This window comes from Tomitella fengzijianii, from assembly GCF_007559025.1.
Classification (GTDB): Bacteria; Actinomycetota; Actinomycetes; order Mycobacteriales; family Mycobacteriaceae; genus Tomitella; species Tomitella fengzijianii.
The window spans coordinates 1,398,189-1,420,935 of the sequence record NZ_CP041765.1 but is presented as its reverse complement, the minus strand read 5'-3'; the positions used below and the strand labels follow the sequence as shown (position 1 = coordinate 1,420,935).

At 71.6% G+C, this 22,747-nt stretch carries 25 protein-coding genes and 1 tRNA gene; 8 read left to right on the top strand and 18 right to left on the bottom strand.

The features are described from left to right. Positions 1-21 precede the first annotated feature (21 nt). The 4 genes from FO059_RS06520 to FO059_RS06505 form a co-directional block, all read right to left on the bottom strand. Entirely contained in the window at positions 22-978 is a 957-nt protein-coding gene (locus FO059_RS06520) for an SDR family NAD(P)-dependent oxidoreductase (RefSeq protein WP_143907349.1), read from the bottom strand. Positions 979-1,150: 172 nt separating this feature from the next. After that, positions 1,151-1,630 (bottom strand): hypothetical protein, encoded by a 480-nt coding sequence (locus tag FO059_RS06515; protein ID WP_143907347.1) that lies wholly within the window; start codon positions 1,628-1,630, stop codon positions 1,151-1,153. 136 nt (positions 1,631-1,766) lie between these two features. Further along, on the bottom strand, positions 1,767-2,390 hold the full coding sequence (locus FO059_RS06510; RefSeq protein ID WP_143907345.1) for a hypothetical protein: 624 nt from the start codon (positions 2,388-2,390) through the stop codon (positions 1,767-1,769). An 87-nt stretch (positions 2,391-2,477) separates the two neighbouring features. Beyond that, positions 2,478-3,422, bottom strand: coding sequence for an IclR family transcriptional regulator (locus FO059_RS06505; RefSeq protein WP_143907343.1), 945 nt, complete (start codon positions 3,420-3,422; stop codon positions 2,478-2,480). Between the two features lie 266 nt (positions 3,423-3,688). Here FO059_RS06505 and FO059_RS06500 point away from each other — a divergent pair, with 266 nt between their 5' ends. From FO059_RS06500 to FO059_RS06490, 3 genes are read left to right on the top strand one after another with little or no spacing between them, the layout of a single operon-like run. Beyond that, a complete protein-coding gene (locus tag FO059_RS06500) occupies positions 3,689-4,822 on the top strand; it encodes a hypothetical protein (RefSeq protein ID WP_143910509.1) in 1,134 nt (377 codons plus the stop codon). After that, positions 4,819-5,622, top strand: coding sequence for an SDR family oxidoreductase (locus FO059_RS06495; RefSeq protein ID WP_143907341.1), 804 nt, complete (start codon positions 4,819-4,821; stop codon positions 5,620-5,622). Before FO059_RS06500 ends, FO059_RS06495 begins: the two co-directional genes overlap by 4 nt. 35 nt (positions 5,623-5,657) lie before the next feature. Then, the gene (locus tag FO059_RS06490) at positions 5,658-6,800 is read left to right on the top strand and encodes a sulfotransferase family protein (RefSeq protein ID WP_143907339.1); all 1,143 of its coding nucleotides are present in this window, start codon (positions 5,658-5,660) and stop codon (positions 6,798-6,800) included. Between the two features lie 12 nt (positions 6,801-6,812). Here FO059_RS06490 and FO059_RS06485 read toward each other — a convergent pair whose 3' ends face one another. Both FO059_RS06485 and FO059_RS06480 read right to left on the bottom strand, forming a co-directional pair. Further along, the gene (locus tag FO059_RS06485; protein ID WP_143907337.1) at positions 6,813-7,520 is read right to left on the bottom strand and encodes a hypothetical protein; all 708 of its coding nucleotides are present in this window, start codon (positions 7,518-7,520) and stop codon (positions 6,813-6,815) included. An 85-nt stretch (positions 7,521-7,605) separates the two neighbouring features. After that, the gene (locus FO059_RS06480; protein ID WP_143907335.1) at positions 7,606-8,070 is read right to left on the bottom strand and encodes a nucleoside deaminase; all 465 of its coding nucleotides are present in this window, start codon (positions 8,068-8,070) and stop codon (positions 7,606-7,608) included. A gap of 193 nt (positions 8,071-8,263) precedes the next feature. Here FO059_RS06480 and FO059_RS06475 point away from each other — a divergent pair, with 193 nt between their 5' ends. Together FO059_RS06475 and FO059_RS06470 are read left to right on the top strand one after the other, a co-directional pair. Then, positions 8,264-8,644 carry a RidA family protein gene (locus FO059_RS06475; RefSeq protein WP_143907333.1) on the top strand — a complete coding sequence of 127 codons (381 nt, stop codon included), beginning with the start codon at positions 8,264-8,266 and terminating at the stop codon, positions 8,642-8,644. Positions 8,645-8,815: 171 nt separating this feature from the next. Further along, positions 8,816-9,721: an alpha/beta fold hydrolase gene (locus tag FO059_RS06470; RefSeq protein WP_143907331.1), complete on the top strand. Its 906-nt coding sequence runs from the start codon at positions 8,816-8,818 to the stop codon at positions 9,719-9,721. A 5-nt stretch (positions 9,722-9,726) separates the two neighbouring features. Here FO059_RS06470 and FO059_RS06465 read toward each other — a convergent pair whose 3' ends face one another. The 6 genes from FO059_RS06465 to FO059_RS06440 all read right to left on the bottom strand — a co-directional run bounded on the left by FO059_RS06465 (position 9,727) and on the right by FO059_RS06440 (position 14,855). After that, a complete protein-coding gene (locus FO059_RS06465; protein WP_143907329.1) occupies positions 9,727-10,332 on the bottom strand; it encodes a CueP family metal-binding protein in 606 nt (201 codons plus the stop codon). 234 nt (positions 10,333-10,566) lie between these two features. Then, positions 10,567-10,639, bottom strand: a tRNA-Ala gene (locus FO059_RS06460). 79 nt (positions 10,640-10,718) lie between these two features. Next, the gene (gene sepX, locus FO059_RS06455) at positions 10,719-11,732 is read right to left on the bottom strand and encodes a divisome protein SepX/GlpR (protein WP_143907327.1); all 1,014 of its coding nucleotides are present in this window, start codon (positions 11,730-11,732) and stop codon (positions 10,719-10,721) included. 138 nt (positions 11,733-11,870) lie between these two features. Beyond that, on the bottom strand, positions 11,871-12,542 hold the full coding sequence (locus FO059_RS06450; protein ID WP_233266810.1) for a GNAT family N-acetyltransferase: 672 nt from the start codon (positions 12,540-12,542) through the stop codon (positions 11,871-11,873). A gap of 8 nt (positions 12,543-12,550) precedes the next feature. Continuing rightward, positions 12,551-13,810: a molybdotransferase-like divisome protein Glp gene (gene glp, locus FO059_RS06445; RefSeq protein ID WP_143907325.1), complete on the bottom strand. Its 1,260-nt coding sequence runs from the start codon at positions 13,808-13,810 to the stop codon at positions 12,551-12,553. A gap of 88 nt (positions 13,811-13,898) precedes the next feature. Further along, a complete protein-coding gene (locus FO059_RS06440; protein WP_143907323.1) occupies positions 13,899-14,855 on the bottom strand; it encodes a UTP--glucose-1-phosphate uridylyltransferase in 957 nt (318 codons plus the stop codon). A gap of 148 nt (positions 14,856-15,003) precedes the next feature. Between FO059_RS06440 and FO059_RS06435 the strand changes: the two genes are divergently transcribed. The 3 genes from FO059_RS06435 (at position 15,004) to FO059_RS06425 (ending at position 17,220) form a co-directional block, all read left to right on the top strand. Further along, a complete protein-coding gene (locus FO059_RS06435; protein WP_143907321.1) occupies positions 15,004-15,681 on the top strand; it encodes a 5-formyltetrahydrofolate cyclo-ligase in 678 nt (225 codons plus the stop codon). Between the two features lie 195 nt (positions 15,682-15,876). Then, positions 15,877-16,209, top strand: a complete 333-nt coding sequence (locus tag FO059_RS06430; protein WP_143907319.1) for an FmdB family zinc ribbon protein — start codon at positions 15,877-15,879, stop codon at positions 16,207-16,209. Positions 16,210-16,371: 162 nt separating this feature from the next. Next, on the top strand, positions 16,372-17,220 hold the full coding sequence (locus FO059_RS06425) for an SAF domain-containing protein (RefSeq protein WP_143907317.1): 849 nt from the start codon (positions 16,372-16,374) through the stop codon (positions 17,218-17,220). Positions 17,221-17,259: 39 nt separating this feature from the next. On the opposite strand, the gene FO059_RS06420 is transcribed toward FO059_RS06425, so the two are convergent. The 6 genes from FO059_RS06420 to FO059_RS06395 form a co-directional block, all read right to left on the bottom strand. Continuing rightward, positions 17,260-17,511 carry a hypothetical protein gene (locus FO059_RS06420; protein WP_233266811.1) on the bottom strand — a complete coding sequence of 84 codons (252 nt, stop codon included), beginning with the start codon at positions 17,509-17,511 and terminating at the stop codon, positions 17,260-17,262. Then, positions 17,504-18,001, bottom strand: a complete 498-nt coding sequence (locus FO059_RS06415; RefSeq protein WP_143910506.1) for a MogA/MoaB family molybdenum cofactor biosynthesis protein — start codon at positions 17,999-18,001, stop codon at positions 17,504-17,506. The genes FO059_RS06420 and FO059_RS06415 overlap by 8 nt, the downstream gene beginning before the upstream one ends. Positions 18,002-18,140: 139 nt before the next feature. Further along, positions 18,141-19,565 carry a S1C family serine protease gene (locus tag FO059_RS06410; RefSeq protein ID WP_143907315.1) on the bottom strand — a complete coding sequence of 475 codons (1,425 nt, stop codon included), beginning with the start codon at positions 19,563-19,565 and terminating at the stop codon, positions 18,141-18,143. Between the two features lie 215 nt (positions 19,566-19,780). Then, entirely contained in the window at positions 19,781-21,202 is a 1,422-nt protein-coding gene (locus FO059_RS06405) for a HAMP domain-containing sensor histidine kinase (RefSeq protein ID WP_233266812.1), read from the bottom strand. Then, a complete protein-coding gene (locus FO059_RS06400) occupies positions 21,199-21,894 on the bottom strand; it encodes a response regulator transcription factor (protein ID WP_143910504.1) in 696 nt (231 codons plus the stop codon). Before FO059_RS06400 ends, FO059_RS06405 begins: the two co-directional genes overlap by 4 nt. A gap of 15 nt (positions 21,895-21,909) precedes the next feature. After that, a complete protein-coding gene (locus tag FO059_RS06395) occupies positions 21,910-22,524 on the bottom strand; it encodes a trimeric intracellular cation channel family protein (RefSeq protein WP_143907313.1) in 615 nt (204 codons plus the stop codon). Between the last annotated feature and the right edge of the window lie 223 nt (positions 22,525-22,747).

Below are 22,747 nucleotides of genomic sequence, written 5' to 3'. Positions count from 1 at the left end.
GCCCACCCCGTCGGGAATATCTCAGCGCGCTGCGGCCACCAGACGCTCGGACAGCTCCCACAGTCTCTCCGCGGTCTGCGGGTCACGGGCGTGCGCGGCGGCCTGCCCGATCGCGCAGTCAGACAGGTAGGCGCCGCCATACTGGTCGAGGCTGGGCGCCGTCGCGGCCCACACCGAGGTCGCGGCGCCCTGCGCGGGCGATTTGAGCGTGTCGAGCGCGGACGAACCGCTGTCTGCGACCAGTTGCCGCATCCGCGCGAAATCGGCGCGGTCCATGTGCCGCGCCAGGTCCGTGCCGCACACCCCGGGGTGCACCGCGAAGCCGTGCACCCCGGCATCGCCGCAGCGCGATTCGAGTTCGACGGTCATCAGGGCATTCGCGGATTTCGACTGCCCGTACGCGGCGAACTTGTCGTAGTCGCGCGCGTGGAAGTTCGGGTCGTCGAGGTCCGCCGGATAGCCGCGGTGCCCATCCGAGGAGACGGTGACGACGCGCGACGGCGTCCCGGAACGCTCCGCGGCCCCGTGCAGCGCGGGCAGCAGCATCGTCGTCAGCAGGAAGTGGCCGAGGTGGTTGGTGCCGAACTGCAACTCGAACCCGTCGGCCGTGCGCGACAGCGGCGCGTACATCACCCCCGCGTTGTTGATCAGCAGATCCAGCCCTCCGGACCGCGCTGACACGGTGGCCGCCGCACCGGCGACGCTGCGCAGATCGGCGAGGTCCAGCGTCAGCGTCTCGACGCCGGCACCCGGGACCGCATCCCGGATGCGCTGCGCTGCCGCCTCCGCGGACCCGCTTCGCCGGGCGGTGACGATGACCCTTGCTCCCGCGAGGGCCAGCGCCCGCGAGGTCTGCTCCCCGAGCCCGCCGCCCGCACCGGTCACGAGCGCCGTGACTCCGGTGCAGTCCACACCGGCGGCCGCTTCCTGCGCCGTGGCCGTCGCGCCGCCGGGCAGCCCAGGTGCATCCGCGGTCATCCGTCCTCCGTCCCGTCCGCCGGTCAGGGCGTCCGACCGGTCACTGCTTCCGATGACAACAGCAACTCCACGCGGGACGCGGACCCGTTCTCACGCACCGGGAGTGCCGGCCGCCCGGTCCCGCAGGATTCCGTCTGCGCCGTCGCGGGCGTCGCGCAATGCGCCGCGAGGCCTAGAGCCCCAGCGTGACGCCACCGCCGGCACTGCCGAAGAACCCCCCGGCGTCTGCGATGCCCTGCTGCGTGACGCTGCCGACGGTCACGCGGATCGGCGCCGGCGTGTCCTCGAGACGGTCCGGAGCGATATTGGTCCACACGGTGGCGTCGCCGCGGCTGGTGCGCAGGTGGTAATAGACGTCGTAATCGCCCGCGGCGACATCCTCGAAGCCGTGGGTGGCGGACGGATGATCGGACGTCAGAGTCACCGCGGCCTCGTCGATGGGCGCGGGGCGTACGAAGGCCTGCAGCGGAGCATCCGCGCCGCGCGGATAGAAAGCGACACGGCACTCGTCTCCGTCCGTCGCGTGCGGATAGGACACCGTCACCGCGATGGACGCCGCACCGCCCACCGCCGAGATGTCGGGCGCGCTGCGGGCGCCGTCGGAGCGCACCTGGTCCAGCCCCGTCTTCTGGTTCTTCATGACAAAGCCCATCGGTCCCCTTCCTCGGCTCGGACAGGCGTGCCGCAACCGGACCTGCGGCCCCCGTTCGGATCCGGGCCCGCACCGGGAGTTCCGGGGCGACGCGCCACCATGAACGGTACCCGCGGGCCGCCGCCTCATCGGCACCTCAGCGCCCGGGCCCCTGCTGGCCCTGCGCGGGCCCGTACTCGTGCGCGCCCGGGCGCTGCTGCACCTCGTCCGGATGCTCCGCACCTACGCCGCCCATCGGCACGTGCGTGTGCGGCCCGCCCGCCGGCGCTGCTCCGACCGGCCGACGGCCGCGCACCGACACGCGGCCCTGCGCGGCGGCCGCGAGGAAGACGATCACGACGCCCAGCAGGCTGAAGAACGCCAGCTCCTCGAGGGCGCGCATCCCGCTGCCCGTCCCGGTCGGCACGCCGACGTCGCCGATCCCCCACGGATCGGCGAGCGTCCTGCCGATGACGAACCAGGCTCCCGCCGCGGCGGCGAGCCAGGCGCCGAGCAGCGCGGATGCGCGGCTGCCGCTCCCGATGAGGATCAGGCCGCCGAGGATGGCCGCCGCGCCCGGCAGCACCTCGAGCCATCCGCGCGCCGCCGTCCATTCCCACGCCGTGTCCGGGGTGAACGAGAATCCGAACAATGGGCCGACGAAGGGGATGATCGCGCCCCACACGCCCAGAAGTATCAGCAGCACACCGCTGATCGCGCCGCGGCTGCGCGGCATCGTCAGAAAACCCTCACGGTCGTCCGCGGAATCCCGGGTACGCATGTCGACCTCCTTGGGTCGGAAGAGCCGTCACGGCAGGAGTACCCGCGGAGCCGCCGCGCCAAACAGCGCACGACCGGACTGCGCCGCTCACGCGAAAGGGTCGGAGCCGTGCAGCTCCGCCGTCACCGCGGCCGCGGTACCGCGCAGCGCAGCGGCCCTCCGCTCGATCTCATCGCGCGAGATTTCGTCGCCGACGTGCAGGGTCACCACCATCGCTTGACGCCCGGCAGCGTCGAACACCGGCGCCGCGATGACGTTGACCCGGTGCCGCCCGTCGGCCGCCACGTCCACGTCGTCCGCGTCGGGGAGGTACACGCGTTCGCCCAGACTGGTGACCATCTCGCCCACCAGCCCGCGCACCTCCTCCGGCAGGTCCGCGGTGTCGAACCCGGCCATCAGGCGATACAGGCGCTGCCCCGCCGGGGTCAGCCTGTCCACCAGGTACCCGCGCGCGCGGCATTGCGCCACCACGCTGCGCAGCCGATCGCGGTCGAGGCGGACGGGCGCCGTGGGCTCGCGCGACAGCCACTGTTCGAACACCTCGTCCGGTTCCCACAGCGCATACATCAGGCCCACCGGCGGCGCGAACGGGTAGGTCTTGCCCGTGGCCGACCGTCCTCCCTCCGGCAGCGGGCCGACGGATTCGAGCACCACGATCCTGCCACCCGCCACCGCGGATGCGGTGCAGGCGGAGCGGAACTCGGCGGCGAGGAGTTCCAGGTGGCGGCGTGCCACGACCCCCATGGGCAGGCCCGTGCTGGCCGCGCGGCCCGCGGCGATGAGCGAGGGTCCCAGCCCGTAGGTGGTATCCGCGTCGTCGCGCACCAGGTAGCCGGATGCGCAGAGCTCCGTCAGGATTCCGAGGCAGGTGGGCTTGCTGATCTCCAGGCGACGGGCCAGGTCGGAGAGCCCATAGCGCCGGTCCGGGTGCTGCACGAAGTGATCGAGGATCCTGATCACGCGCCGGGCCGGCGGGGACCGCCGTTCGCCACGATCCGCACGGGCCCCCTCCCCCGGCTGTGCGTCCGCCATCGGTACCACCCATTGACCTTCCCCGCGCCCCGGTGACAGGATCGCGTTGCAAAAGCTACCGGCTCGGTACGTATTTGTACCAGCTGCGCGGAGCACGTGCGACGCGCACCCTGCTCGAGACCATCCGGTCCGGGCCTTCCCCGATCCGACGAGGAGACCACGTGACAGCCACCGAGGAACGCGGCGACGACGCGGCCGCGCACGCGGCACCGGACGCCGGACGGTTCACGCGACCGTTCACCGATGCCGTCGCCGAGGCGGAACGCCTGGTCGCCGGCGCGCCGCACGTGCGCACCGACCAGGACCTGGTGGAGGGCATGCAGTACCTCGCCGGCTGCGTCGCCTCCACACTGCACGGCGCGTGGGCGCCGGTGCGCACGCATCCCGTCCTCATGCAGGGCACCGGGCCCTACACCAAGATGGGCCTGGACAATCCGGACACGCTCTACTACGGATGCGCCGTCGAGGCCGGGCGCGAGTACGTCGTCACCGGCCGACGCGGCGACGCCGCCGACATCAGCTTCCAGGTCATCGGCGGGGCCTACACCGACTCCGAGGTGCCGCCGAGCTCACTCGCCTTCGACGACCGTGAACTGGACATCGACCCCGACGGCGCCTTCGAGGTGTACTTCGGGCCCGACGCTGATCGCGCGGCGGCGGAGCGCAACTACTTCGCCCTGCCGGACGGATCGCGACAGCTGGTGATCCGCGAGGTCTACAGCGATTGGGACCAGGCGCGCTCCCCGTTGTCGGTGCGCGTGCGCCGGGCGGACACCGCCGGCACCGCGCCCGCACAGTTCACGCTCGCCGACGCGCACAAACGCTATGAGCGCGCCGGACGCGCCCTGGTGCAGCGCGTACGCACGTGGCTGCAGTTCCCCGAGTGGTTCTACCTCAACCTGCCGGTGAACACGATGTCCGAGCCGCGCCTGACCCCGGGCGGACTTGCCACGCAGTATTCGTCGGTGGGGCACTACGAGTTGACCGGCGACCAGGCGATGGTCATCACCGTGCCCCGCTCGGACGCGCCCTACCAGGGATTCCAGCTGGGCAGCATGTGGTACATCTCGCTCGACTACGTCAACCACCAGACGTCGCTGAACAACGCTCAGGCGCAAGTGGATCCCGACGGGATGATCCGGATCGTGGTCTCCGAACGCGACCCGGGCATCGTCAACCACGTGGCGACCCTCGGGCACACGCGGGGGTACATGCAGTTCCGCTGGCAACGCACCTCCCGCGAGTACACGCCCGACGACGGCCCGACGCTGGAGGTGGTGCCGTTCGACGAGGTCGCTGCGCACCTTCCCTACTACTCGCAGAACACCATCACCGCCGACGCGCAAGCCGGGCGGATCGCCCTGCGCCAGGCGCAGTTCGCCGAAAGGATGCTCGGATGAGCACACAGCCGAACGCGGGCGCGGGTCTGCTCGACGGGAACGTCGTCGTCGTCTCCGGCGTGGGCCCCGGGCTGGGACAGGCGATCGCCCTGCGCTGCGCAGGGCAGGGCGCCGACCTCGTGCTCGCGGCGCGCACCAAGGACCGTCTCGACGAGGTCGCCGAGCAGGTGCGGGCGCTCGGCCGGCGCGCGCTCGTCGTGCCCACCGACATCACCGACGCCGATTCCGCCGCCGCACTCTGCGACGCCGCCATGGCCGAGTTCGGACGGGTCGACACCCTCGTCAACAACGCCTTCAAGATCCCGTCACGCAAACCGTTCTCCCAGACCGACTTCGCGCACATCCACGAGGCGATCGAGCTCACTGTGTTCGGTGCGCTGCGGTTGACGCAGCTCTTCACCGACGCGCTGGCCGAGTCCGCGGGCGCGGTCGTCAACATCAACTCGATGGTGCTGCGCCACTCGCAGGAGCGCTACGGCAGCTACAAGCTCGCCAAGACCGCGCTGCTGTCGATGTCGCAGTCCCTCGCCACCGAGCTGGGGCCGCAGGGCATCCGCGTCAACTCCGTCGCCCCCGGCTTCATCTGGGGCCCCACTCTCCAGGGGTACTTCGCGCACCAGGCGGACAAGTACGGCACCACCGTCGAGGAGATCTACGCCCACACCGCGGCGAACTCCGACTTGCGGCGGCTGCCGGAACCGGACCAGATCTCCGACGCCGTCGTCTTCCTGGCCTCACCGATGGCGGCCGCCATCACCGGACAATGCATCGACGTCAACTGCGGCGAGTACCACCACTGACGGGCCCCGGCCCACGAACCCATGGAAGGCGCACGATGACCTCCACCGACCGCACCACCGTCGGAACCATCGACGACCTGCACGCATCCGCGACCGCCAAGACCGGCCTGGACGACTTCGGCGAGGACGATTACACCGAAGCGCTGGGCGTGCTGCTGGACTCCTACGCCCGCGACGAGTCGCTCACTCCCCTGGGCAGCAAGATGTCGCGCGTGTTCCTCCGCGGCGCCCTCGTCGCGCGCCTGCTGTCCGAGGCGGCGTGGAAGCAGCACCCGGGGCACGCGGACGTCGCCATCGAGCGCCCGATCTTCGTCACCGGCCTGCCGCGCACCGGCACCACGGCGCTGCATCGGCTCCTCAACGCCGATCCCGGCCACCAGGGACTGGAGATGTGGCTGGCCGACATGCCGCAGCCGCGACCGCCGCGGGACACGTGGGAGTCCAACCCGGTGTTCCACGCCATCGAGGAGGGCTTCCGGAAGCACCACGTGGAGAACCCCGAGTTCATGGGCGTGCACTACATGTCGGCCGCCGAGGTGGAGGAATGCTGGCAGCTGCTGCGCCAGACGTTCAGATCCGTATCCTACGAATGCCTGGGCAACCTGCCTTCCTACTCATCGTGGCTGGCCGGCCAGGACTGGACCGGCGCCTACGCACGGCACAAGCGGAACCTGCAGCTGATCGGGCTCAACGACGCCGGCAAGCGCTGGGTGCTCAAGAATCCCAGCCACCTGTTCGCGCTCGACGAGATCATGGCGGTGTACCCGGACGCGCTGATCATCCAGACGCACCGCGACCCGGTGACGGCGATGGCCTCGGCGTGCAGCCTCTCCTCGCACGCCACCGACGGGTGGTCGGAGGTGTTCCGCGGCGAGAACATCGGCCCGGGCCAGCTCGAGCTGTGGGCACGCGGAATCGACACGTTCGACGCGGCACGGGCCCAGTACGATCCCGCGCAGTTCGTGGACGTCGAGTACTCGGACTTCGTGGCCGATCCGCTCGGCACCGTCGGCGCGGTGTATGACAGGTTCGGGATCACGCTGAGCGCCGGGGCGCAGCGCGCGATGGAGGCCATGCACGCTGAGAGCCGTTCCGGCGCCCGCAAACCCGTGCACAGGTACTCGCTCGAGGACTTCGGGCTGAGCCGGGAGCAGGTGGTGGAGCGCTTCGGCCTCTGAGGCGGCGCGCGGCTACTCGGCCGCTTTCCCGGTGTGCTGCTCGACGGCGCGGGCATCGAGTGCGGGCGCCTGCCTGCCCCGAGGCGCGATTCCGCACTCGGCGGCCAGCGCAGCGGCGTCGACACCGGCGGCGAGGTTCATGTCGCAGGGCCCGAACGGCGGTGCCCCCGTCGGGTAGCCGGGGATGCCGCCCAAAGTGCCGTCGGTGTACTGGTGCGCGATCTCGCCGGGCAGGCGGGGATCGACCGGGTAGCCCGCACCGATCATGCGGAGGCCTGCGGGGCGGTCCGGCCACATCGAGCGGAAGTCGCCCGCATTCGCGTAGCCGATGACGCGGCGGCGATCGCCCAGCCACCGCGCCAGCAGGCCGAACGCGCCGTTGATCCCCGCGGAGTGGTCCCCGTACTGGGATCTGTCGGATTCGACGTCGATCATGCAGGCGATCCGCGGGTGCAGCCCGCCGGCGGCCTCGATCATCGACTGCTGCACCGACACGCACGTGCGCCAGTTGGGCCGCCAGTAGAAGTACACGATGCCGAACTCCAGGCGACCGTCGTCGAGGGCGCCGCGCATCCACCGGTAGTTCCCGGGGAAGTTCGGGTCGCGGATGGTGCCGTCATTGGACTTGATCGACAGAACGCGGTGCGGGTAGCCGTCGTCGACGGGCCGCTGGTATCCGGAGACGTCCGCGAAGACGGTGTCGACCGTGCGCGCAACCACTACAGACCCCCTTTTCCGCTGCGCCCCTGCAGTTCCCCCGTACCGTAAGCCCCATTCTACCGTCGGTGCGGGCCGCGATGCAGAGTCACGGACGCGGAGGCGCCTCGCCGATGTCCTCCGCCCAGACACCGGGGTGCTCGCGCTGGAACCGGGACATCAGGTCGACGCAGCGACGGTCGTCCAGCACCTCCACCTCCACTCCACGGCTACGCAACAGCCCGGCCTCGCCTGCGAAGGTGCGCTCCTCCCCGACCACCACCAGCGGAATGCCGAACTGGATGATCGCCCCCGCGCACATCGCGCACGGCGCGAGCGTGGTGTAGAGGACGGCATCACGGTACGAGGCTCGGCGCCCCGCCGCACGCAGGCACGCGATCTCCCCGTGCGCCGTCGGGTCGCCGGCCTGCACCCGCAGATTCCGCCCGGTCGCGACCAGCACGCCGCCGACCTCCAGCGCCGCGCCGACCGGCACGCCGCCCTCGCCGAGGCCTTCGGCCGCCTCTCGCACGGCCGCGTCGATGCCCTCCCGGGTCCAGGTGCTCTCGCCCATGAGCCGAGGATAGAGCCCCAGCGCTGTCCGGAGGGCGGTTCGGAGGGCGGTGATGACCGAACCAGCGGCGGCGCCGGCTCCGCGTCGGTAAGGTCCGGCACGACTCGACTCCACTGCCCGCGGGCGGCCGCCGGCTCGGACACCCCCGGTCGACAGGCACTGCCGCGGGCGCTCCGACGATGAGGGAGCCCCATTGACTCCGCATGACGGCCCGGGCGGCCGCACTCCCGACCCGCACCCCTACAGCCCGGCATTCGCAGCCGGCGGATTCGCCTTCGTCTCCGGCGCATTGTCCGTGGATCCCGAGGGCACGGCGGTTCCCGGCCGCGTCGAAGCGCTCGAAGCCGCCATCGCGCGCATGACGGAGCGACTCGCCACCGTCGGCGGCCGGCTCGAGCACGTGGTGAAACTGACCTACTTCGTCACCGACGTGACGTTGCGGGACGAGGCCAACCGCCAGTTCGAGCAGGTTTTCTCCCACCCGCGTCCGGCACGGACCTTCCTGGAGGTCAGCGCTCTGCCCTACGGGGCCACCGTCGAGATCGACTGCATCGCGCTGCTGGCCGACGCCTGACCTCGGACCTTCGGCCGCATCCGACCCGTCCGTCCGCGGAGCGTCCACGGCCCGGCCACGGCCTCGGATGTGCAATCCGTCACGCCCACTGTTAGACAATAGGGCAATAGCGAGTGCCGGAAGCCGTGAATCCGCGCCCTCGACACGCAGGACCACCCGAGGAGCACCGCCATGACCCGTCCGGTCACCCGCCGCAGAACCGTCACCCGGGGCCACATCAGCCTGGCGGTGTTCGAGCACGGCGACCCCGACGGGCCCACGGTGCTGCTCGTGCACGGCTGGCCGGACACCCACCGCCTCTGGGACGGCGTGGTGCCCGCACTGGCCGAGCACCATCGCGTCGTCACCTACGACACCCGCGGCCACGGCGAGTCGACTGTCCCCGGAGCGGTGTCGGGGTTCGGCCTGCACGAGTTCGCCGACGACCTGTACGCCGTCATCGACGCCGTCAGCCCCGACCGCAAGGTACACCTCGTCGGCCACGATTGGGGCTCGGTGCAGGGCTGGGAGGCCGTGTGCCGCACGGACGCCGATGAGCGGATCGCCACGTTCACGTCGATCTCCGGCCCCAGCCTGGACCACCTGGCCGTGTGGGTGCGGGCGCGCCTGCGCCGCCCCACTGCGCGCGGCGTCGGCCAGGCGCTCGGCCAGCTGGCGTCGTCCGCGTACACGGGGTTCTTCATGACTCCGGTGCTGCCGCGGCTGTTCTTCCGAGCCGCCGGACGGCCCGCGCTCTGGCGCCGGTTCCTGCGCGTCATCGACGGAACTCCGCCCGACCGGATCCACCTGGCACCCTCGCTCCAGCGCGACATGATCAGCGGGCTGCGCATCTACACGGCCAACATCGTTCCCCGGCTGCGCCGGCCCGACCCGCGCACGACGACGGTCCCGGTGCGTCTCCTCGTCAACCGCCGCGATATCGCTCTGCGGCCGGCGATCTACTCGGACGCCGAGCAGTGGGTGACGGAGCTTTCACGCACCGATCTGGCCACCGGCCACTGGCTGCCGTTCCACTCGCCCGACGTGATCGCGCAGGCGGTCGCCGAATTCGCCGCCGACCACGGCGTCGACGGCTGACGCGACTACGTCAGCCGTGCGGTGGTCAGACAGGTGGGATCGTCGGCACCAGTCGCGACGGGGACCGTGGCGGTACGCCCGTCACGCTCGATGGTGAGGGTGCCGCCGAACCCCCGCGGCAGCCACATCCCCACGAAACCGTTGTCGAACGTTCGCAGGTCCTCGGCGGCGATCACCTGCGTCCCGTCGGCGTCGGTCGCCGTCACGCGCACGTCGGCGTTCCGCAGCTCGCCCAGGCAGGTGGTCAGGCTGTGGTAGAAGCACTCGTGCGTCTCGTCCGTGTAGGGGGCGACGGACACGTAGAACTCGTCCGCGGGCAACGGCACGGAGACCTCGCCGCCGTCCGCGCGCGAGAGCACCACCTGATCCGCGCGCACCGATGCGAGCAGATCGTCCGGGCGTTCGGCGACAGGCAGCCTGTCGAGGGTGTCGATGATCTCCCGGCCGCCCAGGCCGTCGAGCCCATAGGCCGCCATCCAGACGGCCGGATCGCCCGCGGCACCCCTGCCGTCGGCGGACTTCGTGGACCCGGCAGACGAACATCCGGCGAGGAAGACCGCTGCGACGAAGATCGCGATGAGGGCCCGGAAAGTCCCCTTCTGAGAGCGCATGCCGCCATAGTAGCCAGCGGCTTCGCCGCGTCTCCCACGGTAGTCGTAGGGATTCCGCGCCACCCGCACACGGGCCGGTCCAAGACCCGGTTCCACGCGATCGCAGGCAAAGAGACGAGCGGCCCGCGCAACACGGGTGCGGCGGGCCGACGACGCGCACCAGAATGCGCCACGAGCGGGGAAGAAACGAAAAATGCCGGAGCACCTCAACGGGTACTCCGGCATTCAGCGGGGTGGAGCTGAGGGGAATCGAACCCCTGACCTACTCGATGCGAACGAGTCGCGCTACCAACTGCGCCACAGCCCCGAAGCGGTCTTGTGGACCGCTGGGAAAAACAATAGCAGGTTCGGACTTGCACACGAAATCGGGTTCTGACCAGCCATTTTCACTGACCCGATGCGTGCCGCAAGTTCTGCTGCGCGGCGTGCTCGAACGGGGGCAGGTGCTCGAAGTCCGGGTCGCCGTCGTCCGATTCGAGCACCACCACGCCGCGGCGCTGCGGCGGCCCCGGCACCGTGGCACGGGCACGCCGGTCCACCTGTTCCTGCTTCCGCGCCTTCTGCAGCCGCGCCATGCGCCGATGCCGGATCTGCTCCTCCAGGTGCACCTGCCTGCGCAGATACCCCAGATACAGCACCACCGCGGCGGCGAAGGCAGCGGTGCCCCACCAGAACAACGGCATGAACGCCAACGCGAAGACGGCGGTGACGACGATGCCGCCGGCCATCGACATGACCACCCGCTGCCGCGTCCGGTACCGCTCGGCGCTGGCGATCGCGTCCGCCTTGGGATCGAAGCCGCCGCGGCCCTTGCGGTAGGGCGCCGCGCCGCCCTCGACCGTGTCCAGTGCCGTGGAGACCGCCGGTTCCGGGGCGGCATGATCGGGGGCGGCATGCTCAGGATCGGCCGTGTCCTGGCCGGCGGAATCCGCGCGCGCCGCCGCCGTCATTTCGCGCTCGTCCTCATCCGCGTCCCCTGCGTCCGGGTGGCCCGGTGCGGCGTCGGAATCGCTCTCCGCTGCGGCCGACCGCCGCTGCCCGCGGGCGGGTGCGTCCTCCTCCACCACCTCGGCATCGAGGACCTCGCCGTCGACGTCCGAGCCGCCAGGGCGGGTTGTGCCACTGTCCATCTGAGCCTCCGCTCGCGTGGTGTCCGGGTCTTCGAACTGCCGGTGACGCGCCCGCTCCTGCTCCTCCGTGGGCTCCCAATCAGGGTCCCCGGCATGGCCGGACGCGGGCCCCCGGCGCACCGGCCGCGCCATTCCGCCCCGATGCAGTACACGCGTGGCGAGAGTCGCTTCGCCCGTGCGCCGCACCGGCTTCCGACGGCCTGCGACCATGGGGAACAGCACGAAGATCCACACGACGACCAACCCGATCCATACAAGCGAGTTCGGCACGCGGCGACCCCCTCCACTGTTCATCCGACGACACCCGGACGGGTAGCCGTGCATATCAGGCTAAAGGCATACCGGGCTCATCTGAACGTGCCACGCCGTGCGGGCACCGGATCACAGGGCGACGGCATGCCGTGCGGGTCAATGCCATCGGGCACGGCCCGCGCGCACCATCCGCGCCGCGGCGGTGTCCGGGAAGTCCTCCGTGGTCATCCCGACGAGGATGTGGTCACGCCACGCTCCGTCGACGTCCATGTAGTTGCGCAGCAGCCCCTCCTCGCGGAACCCCGCCCTGCGCAGTACCGACCGGCTGGGGAGGTTCTCCGGGCGCACAGTGGCCTCCAACCGGTGCAGCCCCACGCGGGACAGGCAGTGGTCCACGGCGAGCGCGACCGCGGCGGACGCCACCCTCCTGCCGCTGAACTCGGTGGACACCCAGTACCCGATCCACGCCGACCGCAACGGACCGCGCACGATGTTGCCGATGGTCAGCTGGCCCGCGTACTTTCCGTCGACCTCGATGACCATCGGGATGATGACGCCGTGACGTGCCGCCATCCGCAGCCGCACGCAGATCGCGGGCCAGGCCGCGGCCCGGTGGCGGATGACCCACGGCTCCGATCCCGTCGGCTCCCAGGGCCGCAGATGATCCTCGTCCCGGACGCGCGCCCTGCTCCACTGCTTCGCGTCCCGCATCCGCACCGGCCGCAGCGTCACCACGCCGGCCGGCACCTGCAACGCGCCGATGCGCGCCGGCCAGCCGGGATGCTCAGAACGTTCACCGGCGCCCGGCCGACGCCCCGTCGCCGACACTGTGCGGCCTAACCCTGCTGCGCCAGGAAGACGACCTCGACATCTTCTCCCGTTTCCACCCAGCTGACCTCCGGGGGGATCGTGACCAGGCAATTCGCTTCCGCAAGAGTGGCGAGCAGGTGCGACGACGAACCTGCGGCCCCGCCGAGCGCCTGCACCAGATACTCGTTCGTCGTTTCGTCGCGCATCAGCTGGCCGCGCAGGTAGGCCGTGCGCCCCTCGATGGAGCTGATCGGGGCGACCGTGCGGGCCCGGACCTTCCGACGCATGGGCCGGCGGCGTCCCAAAGCGATGCGGATGAGCGGCCGCACCATCACCTCGAACACGACGAGCGCGCTCACCGGGTTGGCCGGCAGCAGGAACGTGGGCACGCTCTCCGCCCCCAGCAGCCCGTAGCCCTGCACCGACCCCGGGTGCATCGCCACGCGCGAGACCTCGAGCGATCCGAGCTCGGCGAGCACGTCGTGGTACCGCTCGGAGGCTATGCCGCCGGCGGCGCCGGCGATCACGATGATCTCCGAGCGCATCAGATAGCTCTCCACCGCCTCACGGAACTCCCCGGGCTCGGACCCGGCGATGCCGACGCGCGACACTTCGGCACCGGCGTCACGCGCGGCGGCGGCCAGCGCATACGAGTTGACGTCGAACACCTGGCCCGTGCCCGGGTTGCGGTCGATGTCGACGAGCTCACCGCCCACGGAGATGACGGCGACGCGCGGCCGAGGGTGGACGAGCACCTTGTCCCGGCCGACGGCGGCCAGCAGCCCCACCTGCGCGGGCCCGATGATCGTCCCCGCCTTGACGGCCACGTCGCCCGGCTGCACGTCGTCGCCGGCTCGCCGCACGTAGGCGCCGGAGAGCACCGGCTGATACACCGCCACCCGCGCATGCCCGCCGTTGGTCCAGCCGGTGGGCAGCACCGCGTCCGCCAACGTGGGAAGCGGGGCGCCGGTGCGGACCCGCACCACCTGCCCCGGCTGCAGTCGCGTGGGCCGGCGCGATCCCGCTGCGACTTCGCCGACCACGGGCAACGTGAGCTCGTCCGGTCCCCCGCCCGGCCCGGCGGACGAGGAACCCGCGTCCCGCACGTCCACACTGCGCACCGCGTAACCGTCGATGGCCGCCTGGTCGAAGCCGGGAAGCGGGCGCGTGGCCACGACCTCCTCCGCGCACAGCAGCCCCTGCGCCTCGGAGATCGCGACGCGGACAGGCCGCGGCGCCACGGCCGATGCCGTCACGCGACTGAGCTGCTCTTCCACCGAACGCAAGCGGCTGTCCCCTTCCATGCCTGCCGACCCGAGGGTCATGGTCGCACGCGCCGTCGGCACCGACGGGCGATCCGATCGCGCAGCGCGCTCACGCGCGCGCGGTGTCCTGCGGCACGCCGAGGTGCTCGAGGAGCCAGGAACGCAGCTCCGCCCCGTACTCGTCCGACTCCAGCGCGAAGTCGACGGCGGCACGCACATACCCGCCGGGATTGCCGAGGTCGTGGCGGCGGCCCCGGTGCACCACCACGTGCACGGGATGCCCCTCGTCGATCAGCAGCGCGATGGCATCGGTGAGCTGCAGCTCCCCGCCGGCACCGGGTTCGATCCGCCGCAGCGCGTCGAACACCGCGCGGTCGAGGATGTACCGTCCCGCCGCGGCGAGCGTCGACGGCGCGTCCTCAGGCGCGGGCTTCTCCACCATGCCGGTCACGCGGAGCACGTCGTCGCCCGCCTCGCCGGCGGACTCGACGGAGAACACCCCGTACGAGCTGACCTGGTCCTCCGGCACCTCGAACGCGCACAGCACCGATCCGCCGTACTCACTGCGCACAGCCGCCATCTGCGCCAGCACCCCGGTGGGCAGGACGAGGTCGTCCGGCAGGAGCACGGCCACGGCCCCCTCGTCGTCGGCCAGTGCGGGCTCCGCGCAGCCGATGGCGTGGCCGAGGCCATGCGGCGAGGGCTGCACGACCGCCTCCACGTCGATCAGCTCCGGGGCCCGGCGCACCTTGGCCAGCAGATCCTTCTTGCCACGCTCGGCCAGCGTGGCCTCGAGGTCCGGATCCGACCGGAAGTGCGCGACCACGCCGTCCTTGCCTTCGTTGGTGATGATCACCAGCCGGCGCGCGCCGGCCTCGGCGGCCTCGCCCGCCACCAGCTCGATCCCCGGCGTGTCCACGACCGGCAGCAGTTCCTTCGGCACCGTCTTGGTGGCGGGCAGGAAACGCGTCCCCAGCCCCGCCGCGGGAACGATCGCCGTGCGGAACGGCCCCTTGCCGCACTGCGACGATTCCGCCGGCTCGTCCGCCGCACTCCGAGATGTCATGGCCCTACCCTAACGATTGATCGACCCGATACGGCGATCGAGCGGCGCGATGCCGAGTTCAGCACGCGGGAAAAACGGCGCAATCCCGAGGAATGCGCCGTCCCGGGCCGCAGCGCGCGGATCGCATGGCGAAAGAGGTTCAACACGGATGTCCAGCAAGGATCCGGGCCGCGAGACGCGGCCGGCGCGCTCCGACCGCGGCGGGGAAGACGGCGGGGCGTCCCCGCACACCCTTCCCGCCGCCGGAGACAAACATGGCTGGCGCGTGCGCTTCCGCGCGCGACGGGCCGCCGCGGCGCAGGAAGACCTTCGTGCCGAGAGCGAGTCCCTGGCGGCGACGTGGCGCACCGAGATCCTCACCACGCTGCCACGAGGTGCGACCGTCTGCGCGTACGTCCCCACCGAGACCGAACCGGGCGGAGTGCGGATGCTCGACGACGCCCTGGCCGCCGGATTGCGGGTGCTCGTCCCGGTCACCGGCGCGCCGGGCCCGCTGTCCTGGGCGCAGTACACGGGAAGCGGCTCCCTGCGCCCCGCCCGGTACGGGCTGCTCGAGCCTCCGGGGCCGGTTCTGGCCCCCTCGGCCATCGCCGGGGCCACGCTCATCCTGGTGCCCGCGGTGGCCGTGGACCTGCGCGGCGTGCGCCTGGGGCGCGGCGGCGGCTACTACGACAGGACGCTCCCGCTCGCCGCCCCGGGGGCGGCGATGGTCTGTGTGGTGGGCGACGGGGAACTCGTCGACGAGCTCCCCGAGGACCCGCACGACGTCCGCGTCGGAACGGTCCTCACGCCCCGTCGTGGAGTGGTCCGCATAGACCGGCACTGACGACGCGGGGAACAACCTCTACCATGGAGGCGTTGGCACTCGTGTAGTCGGAGTGCTCAAACGGCCGGAACGCCGGCGCAGCGGGGCAGCAGCCCCGCCCGGCGCAGCGCATGCGGCCCGGCCCGAGCCGCATGCGCGCTCCGCCGCGAAACCAGCCCGCCGCGTTCCGCGCGGCCCACCCCGGGAGGTCCGCCCGTGCCCACCTATTCGTACGCCTGCACCGAATGCGGCAACAGCTTCGACATCGTCCAGAAGTTCAGCGACGATGCGCTCACGGTGTGCTCGGACTGCGGGGGCCGGCTGCGGAAATTGTTCAACTCGGTGGGCATCGTGTTCAAGGGCAGCGGGTTCTACCGCACCGACAGCCGTTCGGGCGCCGTTCCCGCCGGGTCGTCCGCTGAATCCTCGTCCTCAGGCTCATCGTCCTCGGATTCGTCGGGTTCGGCGAAATCCGGCGACGGCGCCAAGTCCGGCTCGGATGCCAAGTCCAGCCCGGCGCCCGCGGCCTCCGGATCCGCCGCGAGCTGACCCGCCGCGGGCAGGCGGCTTTCCCCGGCACGTGGCCGGCGCGGTTATCCACAACCGCGCCGGCTTTCGTTCGTCCTGCCGCCGGCGGGCCCGTAGCGTGGTCTCCGCCGGGTACCGACGCGCGGCGGGGGACGACGGGGTTGCACATGGCGGGGGTTGCACATGGCGGGGGGATTCGGCCGCGGATCATCGGATTCGGGGCACAGGACGCGGGACCTGCGTGCGGGGCCGTTCCAGAGGGCTCGGGCGGCGTGGGCGCCCGGCTGGCCGCGCACCGTCGCATTGCGCCGCTGCGCCGCCGCGGTGCTGGCGGTGACGGCGGTTCTGCTCGCTTTACGCGGTGATCCCGCCTCCGACGAGGTCGACGTCGTCGTCGCGGCGCAGGACCTGCCGCCCGGTTCCGAGGTCACCGCCGAGGGTGTGACCGTCGTGCGGCGCGCGGCGCGGTCGGTGCCCCGCGGCGCGCTGTCCGCCGCCGAGGCCGCGTTGGGCCGCACCATCGCCGCCCCTGTGCGGGCCGGAGAGGTGCTGACCGACGTGCGGTTGCTGGGCGAGCCGCTGGCGCAGGCCGCGGCGGGGGTGCACAACGCGCGTCTCGTCACGATCCGTCTGGCCGATCCGGCCCTGGCCGACGTGGTCCGTGCCGGCGACCTCGTCGACATCATCGCCGCTCCCGCGGACGATCAGGAGCGCGCGCCGACCACGGCCCCCGGCGTGGACCGGGCCCCCGGCGTGGACTACGACGATGGCGATTCAGCTGGCGCCGCCGACGCCGGTCCGGTGGACGCGGCCGATTCCGCGGCCCGCATCGCGCCGCCCGGACCCGACGGCTCCCCGGCCGACGGTTCGCCGTTGACGATGGCGACCGCAGCCCCGGTCGTGCTCGTACCGCCGGCGCCGGAATCACGCTCGCGCCGCGGACGGATCCTTCTGGTGGCGCTTCCCGCGCCGGAGGCCGCGCGCGTGGCGTCCGCGTCGATGACCCGCGCGATGACCGTCACCATGCACTGAGACGCCACCCGGCGCACGGACCGACGCCGTGCGTGCGCTTCAGCCGTGGTGCGGGGGCACGTTGCTGCGGAGCCATTCATCGCCGCCGCCGCGGCCCCGTTCGCGCGCGCTGTTCCTCGCGATCTCGTCACCGCCGGCATCGGGCAGGTTCTCCCCGAAAATGCTGGCGATCCTGGCGCGCTGCGCCGCACGCCTCCGCGCCCGTTCCGCCTCCCCCGCCGGGCCGTCGTCCAGGGGCGGGGCGTCCGGAGACTGGACGTCCGGGGTGCTGCGCACACGATCGTCACTCATCGACACGCGACAGGTCGCCGATCACATGCCGGGCCAAACGGGCCAGGGTGGCCATGCCGTCACGGACCGACTCGCGGGTGCCCGCCAGGTTGACCACGAGCGTGCTGCCGGAGATTCCCGCCACCCCGCGCGACAGGCCGCCCTCGATGGAGCCCGCGGCCAGCGCCGAGGAGCGCAGCGCCTCGGCGATCCCGGGGATCTCGCGGTCGAGGATCTCGATGGTGACCTCGGGGGTGACGTCCCGCGGCGACACTCCGGTGCCGCCGACGGACACGACCAGGTCCACGCCGCCGATCACGGCGGTGTTGAGCGCCTTGCGGATCTCCACCTCGTCGGACGAGACCACCACGGTCCCGTCGACGAGGAAACCGTCTTCCTGCAGCAGCTCGCCCACCAGCGGGCCGGACTCGTCCTCGACGTCGCCGTGCGCCGTGCGGTCGTCGACGACGACGATCAACGCCCGTCCCGCGAGTGTGTTCAGTCTGTCCATACGGTCCACCGTAGTGCCCAGCAGCGCTGCCGCGGCGATTCCATCGTCGGTGAGGCGGAAACCGTTGGTCTCGGTGTCGTTGTCGATCATGATCAAGGCGACGTCCTCCTGTTGCGTGTGGTGTTCTGCGGCCTTCGGGTCAGTCCTGCGCCTCGCCCAACGTCACGTCGACCGTGTGCGCGTTACCGCCGTCCTGGTCGGTGACCGTGATGGTGACCTTGTCGCCGGGAGCGTGGGAGCGGACCGCCGCGATCAGGCCGTCGCCGCCGCTCACAACACGATCGCCGACCTTGGTGACGATCTGCCCCTTCTTGATGCCCGCCTGATCCGCCGGACCGCCCGGCAGCACCGACATCACCAGCGCGCCCGGAGCGTTGGAGCGCACCGGGACGGTGATCCCGATCTGCGCGTGCTTGGCGTGTCCGGTGGTGATCAGATCCTGGGAGATCTGCTTGACCTGCTCGACCGGGATGGCGAAGCCCAGGCCGATCGAACCGGACTGCTGCCCCATCCCCTCGCCGAGCGAGGCGATGGCGGTGTTCATGCCGACCAGCTGGCCCTTCATATTCACCAGGGCGCCGCCGGAGTTGCCCGGATTGATCGCGGCGTCGGTCTGGATCGCGTCGATCACCGTGGCCTGGTCGCCACTGTTGCCGCTGGTGGACACCGGGCGGTTGAGCGCGCTGATGATCCCCGAGGTGACGGTGCCGGACAGCCCCAGTGGCGATCCGATAGCGACCACCTGCTGGCCCACCTGAAGGTTGGACGACGAGCCCAGTTCGATCGGCGTAAGGCCGGTCTTGTCGGCCTTGATCACTGCGATATCGGTGACCGGGTCGGACGCGACGATCTTCGCCGGGCTGGTGGACCCGTCCGCGAACGTCACCTGGATCTGCACCGGCCCGGAGGTCTCCGCGGTGGCGACGTGGTTATTGGTCAGGATCATGCCGTCCTGCGACAGGATGATGCCGGAACCTTCTCCGCCCCCGCCGCGCGTGGCCACCTTGATCTCGACGACGCTCGGAAGCACCTTCTGCGCCACCTGCTGCACGGATCCGCTGGGTGCGGCTGCGGTGGGCTGCGCCTTGGCGGTCGAGTCGTTGAGGGCCTGCACGACCGACGAGGAGCCGGAATCATCGTTGGTCGCGAAGTAGGCGCCGGTCACGCCGCCGACGGCCCCGCCCACGAGCGCGAACGCCAGAGCGCCGGCGACGAGCACGGCGGCGCCCGGCCTTCTGCGCGGGGGTGCGGCCGCCTGCTGCGGCGGGGCTGCGGGACCGGTGTGCTGTGGGCCCGGATAGTGCGCGGGTCCCGGTCCCGGATACGCGCCTTGATAGGCGCCCTGCGGCGGATACCGGCCGGGCGCCTGGTAGGGGCCGGGCCCCGGAGGGTTCGCGGCCGGCGGCGTCCCCAACCCGTGCAGCTCCTCGGTGGAGTGCGGGCCGCCCGGTGCACCTCCGTGCGGATCGTACCGGGGCGGCCCGCCCTGCACCCCTTGGTCGTGCGGCCCGGGAGCCTGCTCCGCGCCGTCGTGCCCGTCGTCGGGGTTGCGCTTGTCGTCCATTCTCGGCCTCTCTCCCTGGCGGCGCCCCGCCGCCCCGTTCTCCGGGCCGGCCTCGGCGCCGGAGAACGAATCCGGCGGGGCCGCCCTTCGCCGCACGCCACGCCGATGCGTGGCGGCGGCCTCTGATATTCAGCGTGGTGCACGTTGCTGAGAGCCCACTGAGAACACACTGGTGATTACCCGTGGAACGAATTCGCCGTCCCCGCGCCGGCGGTTCAGCCCTCCACGAACGGTCCGCCGTCCGGTGCGGGCGCCGGTTCGCCGGGGAGTGCGATGCGGATCAGCGCGCCACCGCGCTCGGACACGTCCGCCGTGATGACGCCGCCGTGCTTGACCACCACCTGCCGCACGATCGCCAGGCCCAGGCCGGAACCGGGCATCGAACGGGCGGTGTCGGACCGGTAGAAGCGCTCGAACACCAATTGCCTGTCATGTTCCGGGATCCCCGGTCCGGCGTCCGCGACCGTGAGCTCCGCGACATTCGGCCCCACCTGGCGCAGTGCCACGTGCACCTTCTCCCCCGGCGGGCTCCACTTGGCCGCGTTGTCGAGGATGTTCAGCACGGCCCGCCCGAAGCCTCCCGCGTCGCCGTAGACGAACCAGGACGCCGCCCACACCTCGAACTGCACGTCCGAGCGGCGCCGCTGCACGCGGTCGAGCGCCCCGTCGAGCACGTCGCGCAGGTCGATGCGCTGCCGCACGGTCTCCGGGCTGTCCTCCCGCGCCAGGTCCACCAGGTCCGCCACCAGCGTCGACAACTCCTCGATCTGCGCCAGCACGTCGTCGCGTATCGCCTCGGTCTCGCCTGGCGGCAGCGCCGGAGCACCGGGGCGCCCGGCCGCGATCAGCAGTTCGGCGTTGGTGCGCAGCGACGTGAGCGGCGTCTTGAGCTCGTGGCCGGCGTCGGCGACGAGCCGGCTCTGCCGTTCACGCGAGTCCGCAAGGGCGCGGAGCATCGCGTTGAAGCTCATGGTGAGCCGCGCCAGTTCGTCATTGCCGGTGACGGGGATCGGGGTGAGGTCGTCGGTGCGGGCGACGCGCTCGGCCGCCGCGGTGAGCCGGCTGACCGGACGCAGACCGGTCCTGCCGACGGCGGTTCCGGCCGCCGCGGCGACGACGACGCCGATGCCGCCGACGATGCCGAGCACCAGCGCCAATCTGTCGAGGACCCGCTGGGTGGGCGCCAGCCGCTGCGAGAGCACGAGGGTGACGCCGGACTTGGAGCGTTCCGCGAGTATGCGCTGGCCGCCCGCGGTGCGCAGGGACGACTGGTCCTGCCCGCTCGCCACGTCGACCTCCGGCCCGCCGATGGGGATGCGCGGCCCGGGCGCGTAGACGGAGCCGTCCGGATAGATCAACGCCACGCTGATGTCCGAGGTGAACGCCCGCGCGAGGGTCAGGACGAAACTGGGGTCCAGCGCCAGCGCCGAACTGTCCACGAACGTCGCAGCACGCGCGCGCAGCTGGGTGTCCACCGAGGTGTAGAGGGCGGAGCGGACCACGAAGTAGGTCGAGAACGCCATCGCCGCCACCAGCACCACCGCGACCGTCGTCGCCAGCGCCGTGACACGCCCGCGCAACGAGACGCGGCGCAGGTGCGCGAGCCACGCGCGCGGGTGCGGACGCAGATGGGTCACGGGGGGCTTTCCCGCAGCACGTAGCCCACGCCACGGACGGTGTGGATCAGTCGGGCCTCACCGCCGGCCTCGGTCTTGCGGCGCAGGTACCCGATGTACACCTCCAGCGCGTTGCCCGACGTGGGGAAGTCGTAGCCCCACACCTCCTCGAGGATGCGGCCCCGCGTGAGCACCCGCTTGGGATTGGCCAACAGCATCTCCAGCAGCGAGAACTCCGTGCGGGTGAGGCTGATGGGGCGATCGCCGCGCATGATCTCGCGGCTGCCCTGGTCCAGGGTGAGATCGGCGAACGCGAGCACCTCCGCGGGCTCGCCGTCCACGTCCTCCTCCGGATTGGCGCGGCGCAGCAGGGCGCGCAGCCGGGCCAGGAGCTCCTCCATGGCGAACGGCTTCGGGAGGTAATCGTCCGCCCCGACGTCGAGTCCCGCCACGCGTTCCGAAACGGAATCGCGCGCCGTGAGCATCAGCACCGGCAGGTCGTCGCCCGTGCCGCGCAGGCGCCGGCACACCTCGAGCCCGTCGACCCGCGGCATCATCACGTCCAGCACCACCGCGTCCGGCCGTGCCGCGTCTATCTTCTCCAACGCGTCCAGGCCGTCGTGCGCGGTCTCGACCGTGTACCCGTTGAACGTCAGAGACCGGCGCAGCGAATCGCGCACCGCACGGTCGTCGTCGACCACCAGAATGTTCACCGCCACACGCAAAGCCTACGAGGTCCGCCCCCACTGCGGCGGCGACGGCAGGTTCCAGCCGCGCGTCAGCGCAGCCATACGCAGCGCGGTGGCGATGACCGTGCCCGCGACCAGCCCCCACGGATACGGCACCGACCACAGCTCGAACGCCACCACGATCAGCGCCCCGAGCAGCGCCGGCGTCGCGTACAGGTCACGGTGCAGCAGCAGCGGCATCTCGTTGACCAGCACGTCGCGCAGCACTCCCCCGCCGATCGCCGTGATCGCGCCGATGAGTATCGCGGCCCACCATTCCGCGTCGTGGTGCAGCGCCGTGGCCGCGCCGGTGGTTGCGAACACCCCCATCCCCAGAGCGTCGAGCCACAGGACCACGGACTGCACGTGCCCCATCAGCGGGTGCAGCAAGAACACCGCCAGCGAGAAAGCCAGTGCGACGACGAAGTTCGGCCACCGGTCCAACGCGGTGGGCGGATGCACACCCAGCAGGAGGTCCCTGGTGATGCCGCCGCCGATGCCCGTCGTGACGCCGACGACGCAGACGCCGAACAGGTCCAGGCGCTTGTACACGCCGATGGACGCGCCCGAAGCCGCGAACGCCGCCGTGCCGATGAGGTCGAGCGTGGTGAGCACGGCGGCGGCCTCCTTCGTCGGGCGCGATCGAGTCGTGGGCGGGCGGTCCGTACGGGCGGCGCCTGTGGGCGGGCTGTCCGGACCGGCGGAGTCTGTGGACGGGGAACGGCCCGAGTCCCGGGCCACGGAGATTATGCCCGGCCGCGTTCCGCGGCCGGGGGCTGCGCCACCCTGAGTGGACCGCGGGACGGGCACTCGCGTAGGTTTATCTGGTCACGGGTGT